This is a genomic window from Bacillus cereus group sp. BfR-BA-01356 (assembly GCF_022663635.1).
Classification (GTDB): Bacteria; Bacillota; Bacilli; order Bacillales; family Bacillaceae_G; genus Bacillus_A; species Bacillus_A cereus.
In genome coordinates this window covers 1-16,819 of sequence record NZ_JAKUFX010000064.1, presented here as the reverse complement: position 1 = coordinate 16,819, position 16,819 = coordinate 1, and the positions used below count along the sequence as shown (strand labels likewise).

Below are 16,819 nucleotides of genomic sequence, written 5' to 3'. Positions count from 1 at the left end.
TTTTTATATTTTAAAATTAAATTTCCTTCCACCAAGCGGATGAAGGATAATTTGTAGATTTTAACGTAATAGATTCACCAATTTGAGGCGTTGTAATTTTAACTCCTAAACGGTTAGCTTCTTTCGTAACACGTTCTATCGGGTCACTCCATTCGTGTAATGCTAATGTAAAAGCACCCCAATGAATCGGAAGAAGTAATTCTCCTTGTACATCAATATGAGCTTGTACAGTTTCTTCAGGCAACATATGAATCGCAGACCACCTCGGATCATATTGTCCGCATTCCATCAATGTAAGATCGAATGGACCATATTTATCACCAATTTCCTTAAAGTGAGGGGCATAACCGCTATCGCCACTAAAGAAAATTTTAGTCTTTTGACCAAGGATAAGCCATGAACACCATAATGAACAATCTCTATCTGTCATACTTCGTCCAGAGAAATGCCTTGCAGGAGCACAAACTAACTTAATATTATCAAATGTAATTTCGTCCCACCAATTATGTTCACTAATTTTACTAGGCGAAACACCCCATTTAATAAGATATTGTGCAACTCCAGTTGGAACATAAAAGTGCTTTGCGCGATCTTTTAACTGCATAATACTTTTGTAATTCAAATGATCATAGTGATTATGAGAAATGATAATCGCATCAATTTCTTGAAGGTCATCACGTTCTAAAGAAAAAGTACCACTATAGCGTTTACTATTAAACAAAGGAAATGGGGAAGAGGCATCTCCAAACATAGGGTCTAATAATAGTTTTTTACCTTCTATTTTCAAAAGAGAAGCAGAATGGCCAAACCATGTAACACTCTCTAACGATTCATTATCTTTATTTGATAAAACGATAGGCAAATCCTTTATAGGACGCAGCTTTGATTTTATTTTAAAGTAATCCGTCATTAAACTTATAATATCTTTCGGTTTAAAACTCATATCAGTATGAATTTGATTTGTATATTTCTTATTCATTCGTTCTCCTTTTTACGATTAACAATTTACGTATGTTGTTATTGTGGCTATTTGTAGTTTAAACTATATTATTTTACCTTTCATCTAAATTGCCTTGTATTTCATAAATTCGTCAAATTCATTATTTGTATCTATAAAGTACAAATTGCACAGTGGCAGCTAAAACAAATATTAAGTACATGTAAATTGTTTTTATTTAGTAAATTCCTTCTTATACGCAACAAAGAACATACGTTTCGTTGTATGTTATAGAAGAAAATATGTCTCTAATAAAAGAAAGGAAGGAGAGGATGTAAGTGCACATAGAGCGAAAAAAGAAATCAAAATGTAAACTATCAAAATCTGAAATCATGCATTTGTATACTGAAGGGAAGAGCACCTCAGAAATCGCCATGCTCGCTAATGTGTCTGCAAGGTATATTCGTATGGTTTTATCAGACAATAACGTACCAAGACGCGCTATAGGGAGTTGGAAGAGAAAGTATGACATAACAGAAGATTATTTTAAAACGTGGTCAAACAATATGGCTTATATTTTAGGGTTTATAGCAGCAGATGGTGTTATACAGAAAGAAAATCAATGTGTCAGTATATCTCAAAAAGAAAGTTATATTTTAGAAGATATAAAAAAAGAACTAAAAACAAACCAGCCACTTTATCAAAACAAAAAAACAGGCGTATATATGCTAAATATTAATAGCAAAACAATAAAAGACGACCTTATGAACATACACGGAATTATGCCATGTAAATCATTTAACATCGAATTTCCTTTTGTACCAGAAGAATATTTGCATCATTTTGTTCGTGGGTATTTTGATGGGGATGGTCATGTTAACTCTCACAAATACTTTGTTAGTTTTGTTGGTGGATCATATAATTTTATGAATTCTTTTAAAGATATCCTTGAGAATAATAAATTCCAATTAAGTTTTGTTGACAAAGAAAAACAATATCGTATTTACCTAAGTGGTAAAAATAATGTTAATAAATTTTCACGGTGGATTTATAAAGATAAAGGTTTACATTTAAAGCGTAAATACAATATTTTTCAAGAAAAAGAATAATTGTAATGATAATCGAATAATTCACAAACAAGTTCAATTATAAAATTAAAATTCACGATGAATTATTAATTGAAATCAAAGTAATTGCTAAAGCAAACAAATTATAAATATAGTTTAGTCAAATTCAAAGCAAGTTGCTTTTTATTATGTTTTATTAATGATTATTTACGCTAATCCTGCATCAACGAACTATTCACTAATAAATAAAGAAAAGGGAAGTATACCAAATGAAACTAACCTATAATAAGTTTATTACTTTTTCTAGTAGACATAATATATATTATAGGCAGTCGTAGAAACAAAGTAATATCAGGTATCAAAAACCAAGTAAACTATACTTAATGAGACGAAACAGAGATTTTTAGTGAGATTCACATGAAATCTTATCTAAACAAATTTCTTCAGTTTTTATCGTTTTTATTTGTTATAAATTCATCACAGCAAATCTTAATCAATAATCGCTTAAGATTTAACGAATTAAAAACATTTTTGATTGGCAAGAAATTTTCATACAGAAAAATTATTTCTATACAAAATATAAATTAGTAATTTTATTTTATGTTTTACTTAATGAATTTATTGCTATTTGCACATGTTTTACAACTTTACATTATTTGTTGTTATTTTTGTTATTTCTGTTATTTAGACTTGACTTTCATTACACTCATTGTTTTTTATTCTAGTTAACATAACGCTTATTTTTAACATAAAAAAATCCTCCTCACCTTCAGGAAGATTTTTTGTTTGCTATTATTTTATTTATATCTTCTAGTAACAATCCCAATTGTAAATGACATTGGAAAAATCTAGATTTAACAAATCTTCCTTACGTATAAAGAAATTAGCAACCCCAGAATCGCCCCACATAATATTTAATGAATCGTCTGTATCGATTTGCAGCAATAATATGTCATGTTGCTGGTATTTTTCTTCCCATTCCCTTGGATCTGTCTGTGTGAAAAATGGATAACCACCAATTTTATGTCCTTGATCCTTACATAAATCATCATACAGTTCGCCTAATTCTGTATTATTTTCTTCATCAACAATTTCTTCCCAATCAATGTTATCACTAAAAATCATTTCAAATCGATAATCTCTTGGTGTTACTGGTTGATATGCCAACTCAAACTTTAGTTTTGCTGCTTTGGGTATGATAAAATTCTCTAAATCTAAAGTGTTTAAATAACTAAAATCAGTAATCACCTTAGTTAAATCCGCTGTGATTGTAGAATGATAAACAATTCGAAAGTCTTTTTGGCTTGTGGGATGATCAAAATCTGCTCCAAAAAGATCTTCTTCAGCACTTATGAAAAACTGTAACATTCCATGTTGAGGCATATGTTCAATGTTTGGTATTTCTTCAAGGTTTAACTGCGCAAGTAACATCATAGGTTGTCCGTTTGAGTCTTTAGGATGCTCTTGGTCTATAGGTAAATACGGATATCCACCAAACTTACTTTCAAAAAGAGTTGTCTCAGCTTGCGTTCCAGACACTTTAACATACGGTTTCACACTTTCTTCTAAAATACTACGATACTGTTCTAGTTCTTTCGGAATTTGAAGTTGATACGTATTCTTCACTACATTTGCCTCCCTTTAGTAATGAATTGAAAATGCCTAACTTAATTATATAGCAAGCGATAGCTTAATTGAAAATCGTTAAAAATCCATTTTCACCCTCATTTTTTGCGCGCTTGGTGGACAAAGTAGATTATGTTCTAATACCTTTTTATTAATAGTTCGAATTAAATCCGCTGCTTCTGCAGTATTTGTATTTTCTTTTAGCTTTTCTTTTAAATCGTCAATTTCTTTTGAAAGCTCAATCCACCTAGGTAAAACATGATTATTTGCTAAAGTTCTATAAAGTTGCTTTTCAGGATTGTACGAAAGATCTTTATCAAGATTAAGAGGTTTCCCTTTACCAGGTAAATGATCAAAAGACCCTTTCTTTTCTGCTTCTTTAACGATAGAACTAATATGATCTTCATACGTATAGGACCAAACTTTCTCATCTTTTACTAAAATCTCTTGCTTTTTTAGTTTTTTATCTAGTTCTTCTTGATTCATAGATTCTCTCTCCTTTTTATTTTCTAATGCCCTTAATCCATCGAATAGCTTTTCTCGCCACCATACGCTATCATGTCCGCCTTGAAACTCTTCGTAAGTGGTTTGGTGTTTCATTTCTTCTAAAGCTTTATATAGCCGTCTATTAGCCGTTAAAAGAGGTTCGTTTTCAAGTTCACCTACTGCTATGTAAGTATTGAGGTGAGTTGCATTAGAATCTATTAATGAAATTTGATTTTCAATCCAAGGAATTGCATTTTCATAATCGTCCTTTTTCCAATGTACGGATCCAGACATTGACAACACATTTCCGAAAACATGTGGATTTTGAAGTGCTGCATAAAAAGCTGCTAAGCCACCAAGACTGAAACCAGCAATTGTTGTATGATTCCTTTCTTGATAAACGTGATACTTAGATTGAATCCACGGAAGTAATTCCTTTGTTAAAAATGTATTCATTTTATCGTTATAAGTTAGCTCTTCTAATCAATCAACAGGATCTATAGCAACAGCAATACACGATGGGATTTCTTTTCCGTAAATTAAATAATTAAGTGTTTTTGTGATTGAAAGGTCATTAATGAATGAATTCCCATCAAATACAATGAGAAGTTCTTGAAGATGTGAAGTGTGAGAATAATCATGAGGCGTATAAATATGAATTTTGCGTGTGTTATTTAAAATCGAACTATAAAAAGAATATGTTTCAATCTTTCCGGATGGATAATCTTTTGAAGGAAAACGACTGCTATACTGCACCTCCATTCCTATGTTTAACACAGACGCTTTATTGGTACCTTCTCCAAATGTATTTCGATTAAATTGGTCTATTTCGTACTGTTCACTACGCTTTATCCAATCATTTTCGAAAACATCGTTTACTGAAAAATAGTACGTTGAAATAAAACTCTTATCCGTCCTAAACGTTACATACCAAATATCTGTCTGTAACAATCGTTGTAATTGATTTACAGACAGATCCCAACCAGGAAAACTACCGAATACATAAACATTTTCAGTATTTTGATCGCCTAACCATATATACGTTATAAGTTTATACTGATTATCTATAGGGCATAGTTCTATTAGTGGTGTATGATTTGACTTGATTTCATGCAAAAAAGTATAAAGAGCTTTTTCGTTTCCATTCTTTAATTGATTTTTAAGCTGCTCTAACTTATGACTAATGATCGAAGTCACCTCTCTTCCTCTTTTGTAGTACTCTATATGTAGTTTTTTCATTAGAATCCCTATATAAAAGTAGTCGTAAGTAATGTGTTTAGAGAAGTTATTGATTAGAAAAATGATCAATCGCTTGAATAGAAAGTTCCAATGATTTTATTCTTCTTTCTAAAAGTGTTCTTTGAGGACTCCCAAGCTTTGACTTAACGTAAATCTTTTCAATTGATGGAAGCAAACCAATCAGAACATTACGAGCTTCTGCTAAATCTTCCTGAGTATAATGATGAGTTTCTTGCTTCCAAACACTTTCTAACATAGCTAAGCCGATACTAGCTGCTTTGAGTCTTTTTTTCACTAAAGTAGTATTTGAGCCCTTTTGAGTCATCTGTGATAAGGCATTTTCAAGTTTACGGATTGTTGACTGTAAAGATTTTATTGATATTAGAATTCCTATATAAACTAGTTGTTAATATTGAATGTTTTATGAACAAAAAAACGTACAAGTAATGTAACCTGTACGTTTTCGCTTTTATTCAGTAAGGTAATAGCTTCCTGGTCTTCTCATAACTTATGAAATCTCTATACAAAATGGGATAATTCACAATTTCTGTTTCTAGAAAACGATATTGCGGAAACCACTCAAAAAACGATTTTCTTAACCACTTTATTTGTTGAAACGTAATGTTCTGTTCGTTTCCATTTAGTACAGAATTTAAAGTAGCTGCTGTATACATCCAATAATGATTAAAATCAGCGTTTATACAATCATCTTCGGTAAATTTACTTTTTAGGTCTCGTTGCAATTTTGCTGTAGCACGATAAGGAAACGGTTTATGAAGTGGACTATGCATTTTCTGCAATTCCTTAAAAATAATTTGTTTTCCTAACTTCAACTTTCTCCTCCTTTATTTCTCTATCCAATTTAATAAGTTTTCATAATGATATTGAGCATCGATATACCCAAGATTATATAGATTAACAAGCTTTTCCTTATTTCTTTCTATTCCGCTTATAGGAAGCTGTACACTTGGCTGAATTACATAAAATTTATCTTTTTGTTCTTCTTGATTCATATAAGATATCGTCTCATTATAAAAACGATAATGGTTTACTAAATTCTCTGCGATTTTCGGATATTTTCTATATAAAATTTTAGCCAGGCCTGAAAATTTATTTCGCTGCTTCTCATATCCTTCTGGCTTTGTCATAATTACAACGTTCTTTTCATAACCATCCTTTTGGGCTTTCAAAACAGGTATAGGGTCTATAATCCCTCCATCTAATAATTTTCGATTATTATATTCTACAGCAGGTGCTATAAACGGCACAGAGCTAGATGCACGAATGATTTTTAAAATATCATTTCCGTGTTCTGCTTTATTATAATAAATGGCTTGTCCTGATTCGCAATCAGTTGTCCCTATAACAAACTGTTCATTACAGTTTAAGAAAGTTTGAAAATCAAATGGTACAATTTTATTAGGTACTTCATCAAATAAAAAATCCATTCCGAATAATTCACGTTTTCGAATTAAGTTTCGATAAGATATATACCTGTAATCTGATACTAGCTCTGTATTTACTTTCTTATTTCTACCTTTTTGACGTGACAAATAGGTTGCTCCCATACAGGCTCCAGCTGATACGCCGACTACATATGGAAAGAATAAGTTCTTTTCCATGAAATATTCGAGTACACCTGCAGTATATAAACCTTTCATTCCTCCGCCCTCTAATACTAAACCAATATTCTTCATGCTATATCCCTCTGCTTCTTTTTTCTTAATTTCATATTAGCATAAGATTTTAAGATGAGGTTATATAAACTAATTACAACAATAACCAGAAACTACTAAAGTAATGTCATAATATCTTTGTGAGTAACATGTTACAATATAAGTAATTCATTCCACATATATTAAAGGAGGAATTTAATATGGGTTTATTTAGCGGTATTTTAGGAAATGCATCAAATACGAGTTCTGAAAGTGTAGAACGTGATTTAGAGAAGATTATGCTAGACGATGAAAAAGTAGAGCATGCTTATAAATTAATTCGTGATCTAATCGTATTTACAAATCGTCGTCTTATTTTAGTAGATAAACAAGGAGTAACTGGCAAAAAAACAGAATACCATTCTATTCCTTATAAAAGTATTACACAATATAGCATCGAAACGGCTGGGCATTTTGATTTAGATGCAGAACTTAAAATTTGGGTGTCTAGTATGGAGGATCCAATTACGAAAGAATTTAAAGGTGACGATAGTATTTTAAGCATTCAAAAAGCGTTAGTAACCTTTACGACAAAGTAGTCGTTTTTGTATTTTTATTCATTTTTAAAATTACTAACCCGAGTATTCTGGAAGAACATACATTATTTTTGTATATTTAATCCGAAATGACATAAAAAGGTAAAGCGTATTTTATATGCTTTACCTTTCTTTTTTGTAATAAATAAGTGTAGTTTCATCATTTGATTTCTTTATAACTTCTGTTCTTTTATACTCCATCTTTTCATACAAAAAACAATTTTTCTCTTCTTCTAAAATAGTAGCAAGTTCCCAGCTCGTTGCTTCAGGAAACATTTCTTCAATTAAAATAAGTACCTTCTGAGCAATTCCTTTCCCTTGATAGATTGGATGAATAAACATTGGACTAATCCAAAATTTATAAGGTAGTTCTTTTGTGGATATACATATCGCTCCAACAAGTTTCGAATCTATTATCATCTTATAAAAATTACTGCTGGGATTATTTATTCTAAATATAGTTTTTTCAATAGGTTCATTTGCTGGGTTTGTTTCGTAGTCTTTATATTTATGTAATAAAGGGCTAAATGAGTCTATTTGCATTTGAAATAAATCTGTTGCATCACTTTCTGTCGCCTTCTCTAATGTAATCTCCATGTTACCAATTTAGTCGCTTTCTTAATGAAGTTATATGAGCTGTATGATGCCGTCCGTGCCATGCGTATAGTCCTATTGCAACAGCAAGTTTTGTTTCACCAGTTTCAGGATGGTTAAATGTCTTTTCTAAATCTTCAATTTCTAGAGAATATAAAAGGTTAACCCATCTTTTATGTAATGAATCTAGCATTACTAGTGAAACATCTACCGGTAATTTTGAATCGGGTAACTCTGCCCACTTCTCTTCTTTATACGGTTTAATAGTTGGATTCTTTTCTGTAAGTGCTAATTTGAAGCGTATGTAGCTATTCATATGGCTATCAACAACGTGATGAACAACTTGACGGACAGTCCACCCTCCAACGCGATATGGTGTATCTAACTGCTTCTGATCTAAATCTTTAATTGCCCTTGTTAGTTCATTAGGTAAATCTTCAATTTCTTGAATCCATGTATCAATCATTTCTTCAGTTATAGGACGTTTGTATGTAAATTGGCCAATTGGATAACGTAAATCATTCATGAATAAGTCCTCCTTATTATAAGTGTGAAGTATTTCTCCAAATATAGTGTACAAACTTCACATGTTCTCCATTTAATTCTACAGATGTTATATCTGATTCGTTTTGATAAGAAGAAAATCCGCTTTTTTCTAGTACAATTTGTGATGCGAGATTATTAGTCGTTGTTTTAGCATAAACTTCAGTAATTTCATTATTTTCCGCTACATCTAAAATTAATTTTACGGCTGCTGTTGCAACTCCTTTTTTAGTAAATTTTTCTCCGACCCGATACCCGAGGGAACTAATTCGAGTTTCCGTATCTATATCTACTAAATTAATTCGCCCTACAATTTCTTTTTCTTCATTACGAATTAAATAAAAATAAGAATCTCCATCCGCTTGTTCTATTAATAAATCGTCTAGTAGTTTTTGGAAATATTCAAATTCAAAATATTTTGAGCCACGATTTGGTACCATTGTTTCAAAAAAAGATTTATTCGTAAGTTCAAACATAAATAAATCCTTAGCATCTTGTTCCTTTAGTTGCTCTATGTATATTTCCATCCCGTATTCTCCTTCTTGATTTACTAACTGTTATACATTCTTTTTTAATCAATTATATTCCTGCTATTTCTTTCGATTAAGTAATATAGATAGTAACACTTTCGGATGAAAAAGATGAAATGGATTACGAATTAAGTTCATCACTCGTACTAACCGAATATAAACATCAGAATTACTTGCAGATAGTCGATATATTTGTTTCGTATACCATAGCTGAAATTTTTGTTTTGTAGTTAATTCTCTCTTTAGTTGCGGGTGACGTGATATTTCTGTTGTTGTCATATCCCAAGGGGTTTCTATTATAGTAGCTGCCTTTTTATAAAATTGTTGTGTAAATGTTTTATCAAGATGTTTTCTATCTTGCAAAAGTAATTGCAATTGGTGAGCCTCCATAGCAGCAACTGATACGCCTTGGCCGAAAACGGGATCAAAACGACATTGCGCATCTCCAACAACTAATAATCCTTCTGGTACATTATTCACTAAATCAAATCGCCGGCGTACTTGATAAGGAATTTTGTATGTCTTTATATCAGTAATTCCCTCGGCCTTGTTTAAGAAATCTGTAACATTAGAAATTGATAGGTTTTCAGCAAAATCATAAAACTCATCATCTGTTTGTGGTGCTTTCTCGTTTGCGTATCCACTGAAAGTAACAAAATAACGATTATCTTCTATCGTTTGAATAAGAACGCCATAAGGGTTATCAGGGAAACTCGGAGACATTAGCACATTGCAACAGTCTAATTTCTCATTTTCTTTAAGTTTGAACATTTTCGTTGCGTAAAATAAATCAATACGAACTTTCTCTTCTTGTACTTCAATTTCGTATTCTCGTAGCCACTCTATACTTTTTGAGCCAAATCCACTCGCATCAACTACAAGATCCGCATGAACTTCTTCTTGTGTGTTTGTCTCTAGATATTTAACTTTTACTCCACACACTTTGTTAAGCTTTGCATCTACCAATAACCCTTTAACCAATGTTTCATATTTAATAGTAATATTTGAAATTTGATGTATTCGTTTTTGAATATGCCATTCTAGCAAAGGACGACTTTGTTGAATCATATGTACTTCCCCTATGAATGGCTGTTTCCATAGACCGAATTGATGCCATTTCAAATCACGCGTAAAGTTGTTTATAATACTACCCGCTTCTATTAATTCGTTCGTAATATTAGGAAACAATTCTTCAATTGCGTTTTCTCCACCTTTTAATAACACGTGAGGATGATTACTTTGTGGAACTCTTTTTCTCAAAGACTTTCCATCCCATCTTTCACCAGCTTCTATAATGATTACTTCTTTAAAAGAAGTTGATAATGCTTTTGCTGCAAACTTTCCTGCCATACTTCCACCAATAACGATAGCCTTATTAAACATATTTTCCCCCTTAATAAAAAGAGATCCTGCCTTGTATGAATGAAACAGGATCTTAAACTAATTAACTTCTTTATCATTATACTTAAAATACATCAGTAAATTGCAACATTAAAATTAAAATACCTAATCCCCATACGTAATACGCGAATACTTTTAAGGAGTGACGTTTTAAATATTGAATCATCCATGAAACAGCTATGTATCCAAAAAACGCTGCTGATAACGTTCCGATAATTAAAGATGTACTAGAAATAGATTCTGCTTTCCCTTGAAAAACGTCTATAAATTGCAAAATGATAGCTCCAACAATGGCTGGTGTCGATAGTAAAAAAGAAAAGTAAGCAGCAGTTTCACGGTCTAATTTTCTCCATAATGCAGCGACAATTGTCATTCCAGAACGGGAAATGGCTGGAAAAATAGCAGCAGCTTGAAATGAACCGATAATTAATGCGTCTTTATATGTTATGTCATCCATTTTTTTACGACCATTCTTTTGTTTATCTGCCGTGTAGAGAAAGAATCCGGTCACTAAAAACTCCCAACCGATCGTGATTCCTGTTTTTGAAATATCTTCAAAGAAATCTTTAAACAATAAACCAATTACAACTGCGGGTATTGTCCCAACGATAAGTAATAACATGAGCTTTGAAAATGGGTTTTTAATTAAATATATAAATTCTTTTTTGTAATAAATAAAAACCGCAAGTAAAGTCCCAATATGCAGCATCGTATCTAAAAATAAGCCAGCCTCATCTAATCGGAACAAATGCCTTCCTAAATAAAGATGTCCGGTACTACTGATTGGTAAAAATTCTGTTAAACCTTGAATTATACCTAGTATGAAAGCTTCTAACCAATTCATGATGGTCTCCTTTCTCTTTTGCTTGTACCAATATATGAGGGTTAAATTTTCGATATGAAAAAAACTATATTTCTCTATGAATTTACTTTTCATTTATGGATATATATGTAAAGAGGGTTAAGGAGGGTTATTATGTGGAAGCACACAAAATTCGGTAATGTATTACTTTGGGTGGGCCCTATCCTTGTATTTTTAGGACTATGTATGACAAATGTTATTTCAGATATTCCTTTCTTTGAGGGAAAACATAAAACGGTTGGTATTGTACTTATATTTATAGGTGTAATCTGTTTTGTTGCTGCTAATCATTTGAAAAAAGGAGAAAGATATGAAGAATAAATCTAAATAAAAAACAATCCTGGCATATTAGCTAGGATTGCTTTTTATTAATGTTGATTATTTGTAGAATACTTTATCAACGTTATATTTCGCTTTGTATTCATTAATGATATATGTTTCGTAAATTTCTCTTTCTGTTGGATCTTCTACGATACATGCATCAATGCGGTATACTTCATCACGGTGATTTTTAATTGGTGAAACATTATCTTCAAAATGCTTCTTAATACGTTGTCTAATTTTACGAGCTTTACCTACGAAAAGAAGTTCGTCATTAATATTGTAAAACATAAAAATGCCGCCTTTATCTCTAGGGAACAAGTGGAAATCGATAAATCCATTAATTGGAGTAATGATTGGCTCGTCTCCTTTAATAACTTGTTTACGTTCAGTAATTGAAACATCAGCTTCAGGAATATTAATTTTAATCAAGTTCATTCACGTCCTCTTTTATTATAAAGATAAATAATAGCATACATAAGTAAGAAAAGCTATGTTCAGAGGCATATTTCATTTTATAATTCAAATATTATAGGTGTATCATGTAAACTTTTCTTCCAAATCATATGATCACTGGATTCTCCCCAGTAATCTTTCAATACATAGCTAGGTTTTCCAAACTTTTTTATCCATATACTTTGCGCATTTTTATATCCACTATCTAAACAATATTCTGTTATCCCTCTGCTAAGTAATGTAAGAAACATTGTATGTAGTAATAAACTCCCTATTCCCTTTCTCTGATACTCCGGAAGTATGAATACAGTTCCTATTTCATACAAATTTTTAAGTACACCACCTGTACAACTATTAATCAATGTACTTGCTGGACCGATTTCGATTGTTCCAATGATTTTATCGTTACTTGTATCAATTGCTAATAAAAAGTAACGACTTTCTCCGTTACTATCAAAATCACTTTTCAAATACTGCTTTTTTGAGTTAATTTCATTTTCTATGTCATCTAATAATTGTGACAATCCTTCATTTTTGTATGTATTCGTAATAACTATACGGAAAAATAAATATAGTTCATCTATATCATTCAAATTCGGTCTTCTAACTGCAACGTTAGTCATGAATTCAATCTCCAATCTCCAATCCTCATTATGCCATTGTCAATACAACACTTTATATAATCTATTCATCATTATTCTGCAAAAACCTGCATAAATCCAACAGTATAGAAAGCTCATTATAAATATTGATAAAATAATTTTTATATCCATAGTTGTATGAACAGCAGGACCAAGTACCGGAAAACGGAAAACATCGAGAACGATCATAATACCAATAAGTAGACAAGTTGCTGAAAAGGAAACAATCCAAATTCTCCTCTTTAATTTTAAAAAAGATACTCCTAAGGCTAGACCTAATAAGCCTGTAGTAAAAGGAAAGACAATTAGTTCACTGGGCTCAATAATAAATAATAGAAAAATAGTAAGAATATAAGAAAGTATTCCCTCACGAATAGAATAGAAAATAGCAAAAAAAATCGGTAATGTCGAAAATGGACTAATGAGCAAACCTATACCAGGAACTAAGTTCCCAGCTGCTTGAAACATGGTGGCCAATGCACTCATCAAAGCTGTAAGTACTAACTCATTCGCAAGGGACAATTTTCTTTTATGAACAAAGCTCGTATCATGTTCTATCATCAGTTGATACCAATAACGTACAAACCGATTCATCAATATCTCCCCCTAAAGATGCCTCATTCATTACTTTCTATATTATTCATACAGTAGTGGTTTATGAGCTGCTTTCTACTTGTTATGAATTACTATATAATAAAAGACTTTTAGGGGGATAAATTGTGCGTTTTGAAACAAAATAAATTCCTTGGATTATTAAACTACGATTGTATATCGTATCAGGGAATAATTTCAAAAATGGTACCTTTGTTAAAATCAGTTACTTTCATAGAACTGTAAACTCCTAAATATAATTTAGTTTGATCCGAATTTGTTCCTAAACTCATATAATAAGCTGGTTGCGTACCAAAATCATAATTGGTTTCAATAGCATGAAAGTCAGCATGTTTACCATCTGTACCTGCTCTAGTATAGGCTAAAACACCCTTAATTGGAGACTGAGATTCTCCTTTCTTGGCAAGGTCAGTAAAAACAACGCTACCTGTTAAATGTGGAATTGCATTTCCCATATATGGCTGAACTCCTGTAAGTGAAGTTCCTCCAAACTTATCTGTTCTAGAATCTTTATGAAAATAACTAAGTAGAGGCAGAATACGCTCGACTGAAGTTTGTATTGTTTCATCATAATAAACCATTGTTCTCTCATCCAAAGTCTGATTCTCAGAACAATGTCGTATAAAAGAAGTAGGTAAATCCCCTTCCCATCCTCGCCACCCAAAATTGATAACCCCATCTTGATTGGGAGTTAACCTCATAAAATGCATTTGAACAAGTTCTGTAACCGGTATAGGTTTATATTGAATAAATGAAAAAATAGACTCTACAATATCTTGTCCGACATTTCCGGCGTATTTGATATATTGATTATAAAACCTTTGAAATGAAATGCCGGTTATATTACGTACTCCTTTTGCAATTACTGTAAGTGTTTCTTGTATAGATAAAGGAAGTTCATTAAAGCGTGTAACTACAGGAGGGTTATTTATAAATGTATTTTTACTTACATCGATTTCAATAATTTTACCTGCTATTTCTAAATCATCTTGGCTTAAATTGAACGGATCATAACCCGAGCCACCATCTCCATTTGTAAAAACAAGTTTCCCCGTCTCTGGAGAAAAGTTTAAAGTATTTACTCCATTATGATTAAAAAATGGTCTTCTTACATTCAGTAATGTTCGTAGCTTTTGAGCTTGACCATTAGATTGTAAAGTCCATTCTTCTACTGTATCAATGTGATCATATTGCGTATTTCTATTAACCCACTTTAAATTTAGCGTTTTAGGGTCACAAGGATTCGGTTTAAATTGCTCAGAAAATGCACCTGGCCCTTGAGTTCCAGCTACTGAATAATGAAGATAAAATAACCCATTTTGATAAAATTGTGGATGGAACGCAAGTCCAAGCAATCCGCGTTCATCATAACCGCTACTAGAAACACCTTCTTCAAATGTACCTAATTTAATAATTAGGTGACGAATATCTAAAAATGTCTTTATAACTCCGTCCCCTATGTAAAAAATCTCCCCTAATTGAGTTGCGATAAATAGTCTTTCGGTCGATTCACCTGGAAGTATTGTTGTTTTCAATACGGTTGGTAAATTTATATTATGAACAATGGGTCGTAAACTAACTTTAACTTTTGTCAATTAACTGTACACCCCTTTTTCTTCTTTTTATAGAAGAATATGATTAGAGTAGTTCTGTTAGTATCAAATAAGTCGTATTCCTTTTTATTACAATTTTGTATATAATATAATTATAAATAATCTGGGGGACGAACTATGATAATCGTACTACAAATCATCTTACCACTAATTTTCGCAGTCTATTTATTTACCCTCTATCGTAAAGGGATGTATGGATCAGCTTCATTCATTTTAGCAGTCATGATAGGAATTTTCGGTTTAGAGAATATCTTTCAATATGCTAGTCTAACAGATCATGCTATTTATCCATATTGGGGCAGTTTGAAGGCTGTTGTTATCGTTTTATCAGTCGTATTTCTATTTAAAAAAGGTGGTTTAACAGGAAAATATTGATTTGTAATGCGTTACATATTTTCTTGTTAAATTGCTTTTATTTTATAAAAGAAGAAATATTTATGTAAAAACACGAAGAGATGTGTTACATATGTCTATAAATATTATTTCAATAGTATCTATCATAATATGGATTGTGTTAATTACAGAACTTATAAAACCTTCAAAAGAACAGAATGGACGAAAAATAGTAACTTTAGTAACTGCTGGTTCCGCATCAACACTTATTTTGACGGTTTCATTTATTCAAAATATCCCGTTTTGGAATTGATAGTGATATAACTAACAAAAATATGTATAAATAAAAAGATTAGGATTCACTCCTAATCTTTTTATTTTTTGAGGTAACACCACATGCCCAGCAAGCTAAGGTCTTGGAGTAGCCCCTAAACAAAATTTGAAATTTTTCTAAAGTTATTTATGTGAATTTAACTCGTTTTCAGGAACATATGTGATCCTTTTACAATTTGAATTTCTTTTTAAGCTTCTTATATTTTCTATACGAACGTCTAACAATGTTTAACATAAAATACGGTACTTTAATAGGGAAAGGCAATTTATATATGAAAGGAAAATAAAAGGTGAAATATGCCTTTTCTAGGTCTCTCCACTTACTATCTTCTTTTGTTTTTAAGAAATCAGATACATCGACTACATATCCCCTTCCTTTTTCCATCATCACATTTTTCCCGTGAACATCACAAGGAGTTAATCCCTGTTCCCTCGCATACTCTAAAGCCTTATTGATATCAAGTATTACCTGCTTAGGAATTTTAATCCCCTTATGAATAGCATCGTATAAGGTAATTTCTTTTAAACGTTTCAATACTATGAAATTTTCTCCTTTATATATAAGCTTTGAATAAGAAGGATGATTTCCGATTCTTCGGTATACTTCTGACTCTTTTTCAATTCCTTCTCCTTCTCGCACGTAAACTTTCACTACCCAATCTTTGTATTCTTTGTGCATGAATACTGCGGCATAATTACCTGTTCCTAAACACTTCCAAAGTCTAGGAATATCTTTAACTACTACAGGCTCGAATTCATCCTCACTTCTGATACTTACCTCTTTTAATAATTCGTTATTTATCAATCCCACAAAACTATTTATACTCATCATTCCCACTCCGGTTTTGCTAAAAGGGGGCCCACCCCATGCCCATCAACTTAAGAGTGAGCACAACCTGAGCTTTCGACTCATCGGATCAAAACATTCCTAAAATAAAAGCATACTCTTAAAAATAAGCATCTCAAATAAACCC

20 protein-coding genes and 1 pseudogene are annotated in these 16,819 nt (G+C 31.7%); 5 read left to right on the top strand and 16 right to left on the bottom strand.

What is annotated here, in order from left to right:
* Positions 1-16: 16 nt before the first annotated feature.
* Entirely contained in the window at positions 17-979 is a 963-nt protein-coding gene (locus MR168_RS19790; RefSeq protein ID WP_001037065.1) for an MBL fold metallo-hydrolase, read from the bottom strand.
* A 296-nt stretch (positions 980-1,275) separates the two neighbouring features.
* Here MR168_RS19790 and MR168_RS19785 point away from each other — a divergent pair, with 296 nt between their 5' ends.
* Positions 1,276-2,046, top strand: coding sequence for an LAGLIDADG family homing endonuclease (locus MR168_RS19785; RefSeq protein ID WP_000546826.1), 771 nt, complete (start codon positions 1,276-1,278; stop codon positions 2,044-2,046).
* A gap of 768 nt (positions 2,047-2,814) precedes the next feature.
* Here MR168_RS19785 and MR168_RS19780 read toward each other — a convergent pair.
* From MR168_RS19780 to MR168_RS19755, 5 genes and pseudogenes are all read right to left on the bottom strand, one after another.
* Positions 2,815-3,630, bottom strand: a complete 816-nt coding sequence (locus MR168_RS19780; protein WP_000799810.1) for a YwqG family protein — start codon at positions 3,628-3,630, stop codon at positions 2,815-2,817.
* Between the two features lie 78 nt (positions 3,631-3,708).
* A pseudogene (locus tag MR168_RS33705) lies at positions 3,709-5,313 on the bottom strand (DnaJ family domain-containing protein).
* An 88-nt stretch (positions 5,314-5,401) separates the two neighbouring features.
* On the bottom strand, positions 5,402-5,749 hold the full coding sequence (locus MR168_RS19765; RefSeq protein ID WP_242291456.1) for a hypothetical protein: 348 nt from the start codon (positions 5,747-5,749) through the stop codon (positions 5,402-5,404).
* Positions 5,750-5,828: 79 nt separating this feature from the next.
* Complete coding sequence (locus MR168_RS19760; protein WP_086412068.1) at positions 5,829-6,188, bottom strand: YxiJ-like family protein; 360 nt, start codon at positions 6,186-6,188, stop codon at positions 5,829-5,831.
* 12 nt (positions 6,189-6,200) lie between these two features.
* Positions 6,201-7,052, bottom strand: coding sequence for a patatin-like phospholipase family protein (locus MR168_RS19755; RefSeq protein ID WP_086412069.1), 852 nt, complete (start codon positions 7,050-7,052; stop codon positions 6,201-6,203).
* A gap of 179 nt (positions 7,053-7,231) precedes the next feature.
* Between MR168_RS19755 and MR168_RS19750 the strand changes: the two genes are divergently transcribed.
* Positions 7,232-7,609 (top strand): PH domain-containing protein, encoded by a 378-nt coding sequence (locus tag MR168_RS19750; RefSeq protein ID WP_000522472.1) that lies wholly within the window; start codon positions 7,232-7,234, stop codon positions 7,607-7,609.
* A gap of 120 nt (positions 7,610-7,729) precedes the next feature.
* On the opposite strand, the gene MR168_RS19745 is transcribed toward MR168_RS19750, so the two are convergent.
* The 5 genes from MR168_RS19745 to MR168_RS19725 all read right to left on the bottom strand — a co-directional run bounded on the left by MR168_RS19745 (position 7,730) and on the right by MR168_RS19725 (position 11,518).
* Entirely contained in the window at positions 7,730-8,203 is a 474-nt protein-coding gene (locus MR168_RS19745; RefSeq protein ID WP_086412070.1) for a GNAT family N-acetyltransferase, read from the bottom strand.
* Between the two features lies 1 nt (position 8,204).
* Positions 8,205-8,726: a YfiT family bacillithiol transferase gene (locus tag MR168_RS19740; protein ID WP_000999082.1), complete on the bottom strand. Its 522-nt coding sequence runs from the start codon at positions 8,724-8,726 to the stop codon at positions 8,205-8,207.
* 16 nt (positions 8,727-8,742) lie between these two features.
* Positions 8,743-9,270 carry a GNAT family N-acetyltransferase gene (locus MR168_RS19735; protein ID WP_086412071.1) on the bottom strand — a complete coding sequence of 176 codons (528 nt, stop codon included), beginning with the start codon at positions 9,268-9,270 and terminating at the stop codon, positions 8,743-8,745.
* A gap of 63 nt (positions 9,271-9,333) precedes the next feature.
* The gene (locus MR168_RS19730; protein WP_086388194.1) at positions 9,334-10,656 is read right to left on the bottom strand and encodes an FAD-dependent oxidoreductase; all 1,323 of its coding nucleotides are present in this window, start codon (positions 10,654-10,656) and stop codon (positions 9,334-9,336) included.
* An 82-nt stretch (positions 10,657-10,738) separates the two neighbouring features.
* On the bottom strand, positions 10,739-11,518 hold the full coding sequence (locus MR168_RS19725) for an undecaprenyl-diphosphate phosphatase (RefSeq protein WP_049108018.1): 780 nt from the start codon (positions 11,516-11,518) through the stop codon (positions 10,739-10,741).
* A gap of 132 nt (positions 11,519-11,650) precedes the next feature.
* Here MR168_RS19725 and MR168_RS19720 point away from each other — a divergent pair, with 132 nt between their 5' ends.
* A complete protein-coding gene (locus MR168_RS19720) occupies positions 11,651-11,857 on the top strand; it encodes a hypothetical protein (RefSeq protein WP_000265477.1) in 207 nt (68 codons plus the stop codon).
* A gap of 57 nt (positions 11,858-11,914) precedes the next feature.
* Here the strand turns inward: MR168_RS19720 and MR168_RS19715 are convergent, their stop codons facing one another.
* From MR168_RS19715 to MR168_RS19700, 4 genes are all read right to left on the bottom strand, one after another.
* The gene (locus MR168_RS19715) at positions 11,915-12,295 is read right to left on the bottom strand and encodes a nucleotide excision repair endonuclease (RefSeq protein ID WP_001048941.1); all 381 of its coding nucleotides are present in this window, start codon (positions 12,293-12,295) and stop codon (positions 11,915-11,917) included.
* A gap of 77 nt (positions 12,296-12,372) precedes the next feature.
* Positions 12,373-12,936: a GNAT family N-acetyltransferase gene (locus MR168_RS19710; protein ID WP_000185957.1), complete on the bottom strand. Its 564-nt coding sequence runs from the start codon at positions 12,934-12,936 to the stop codon at positions 12,373-12,375.
* A gap of 39 nt (positions 12,937-12,975) precedes the next feature.
* The gene (locus tag MR168_RS19705; protein WP_086412072.1) at positions 12,976-13,548 is read right to left on the bottom strand and encodes a YybS family protein; all 573 of its coding nucleotides are present in this window, start codon (positions 13,546-13,548) and stop codon (positions 12,976-12,978) included.
* Between the two features lie 182 nt (positions 13,549-13,730).
* Entirely contained in the window at positions 13,731-15,161 is a 1,431-nt protein-coding gene (locus MR168_RS19700; RefSeq protein ID WP_086412073.1) for a PQQ-dependent sugar dehydrogenase, read from the bottom strand.
* 135 nt (positions 15,162-15,296) lie between these two features.
* Between MR168_RS19700 and MR168_RS19695 the strand changes: the two genes are divergently transcribed.
* Positions 15,297-15,554, top strand: a complete 258-nt coding sequence (locus MR168_RS19695; protein ID WP_000587700.1) for a hypothetical protein — start codon at positions 15,297-15,299, stop codon at positions 15,552-15,554.
* A 91-nt stretch (positions 15,555-15,645) separates the two neighbouring features.
* Positions 15,646-15,825, top strand: a complete 180-nt coding sequence (locus MR168_RS19690; RefSeq protein ID WP_000026325.1) for a hypothetical protein — start codon at positions 15,646-15,648, stop codon at positions 15,823-15,825.
* 189 nt (positions 15,826-16,014) lie between these two features.
* On the opposite strand, the gene MR168_RS19685 is transcribed toward MR168_RS19690, so the two are convergent.
* Positions 16,015-16,677: a protein kinase family protein gene (locus tag MR168_RS19685; RefSeq protein WP_006929730.1), complete on the bottom strand. Its 663-nt coding sequence runs from the start codon at positions 16,675-16,677 to the stop codon at positions 16,015-16,017.
* Positions 16,678-16,819: the final 142 nt, after the last annotated feature.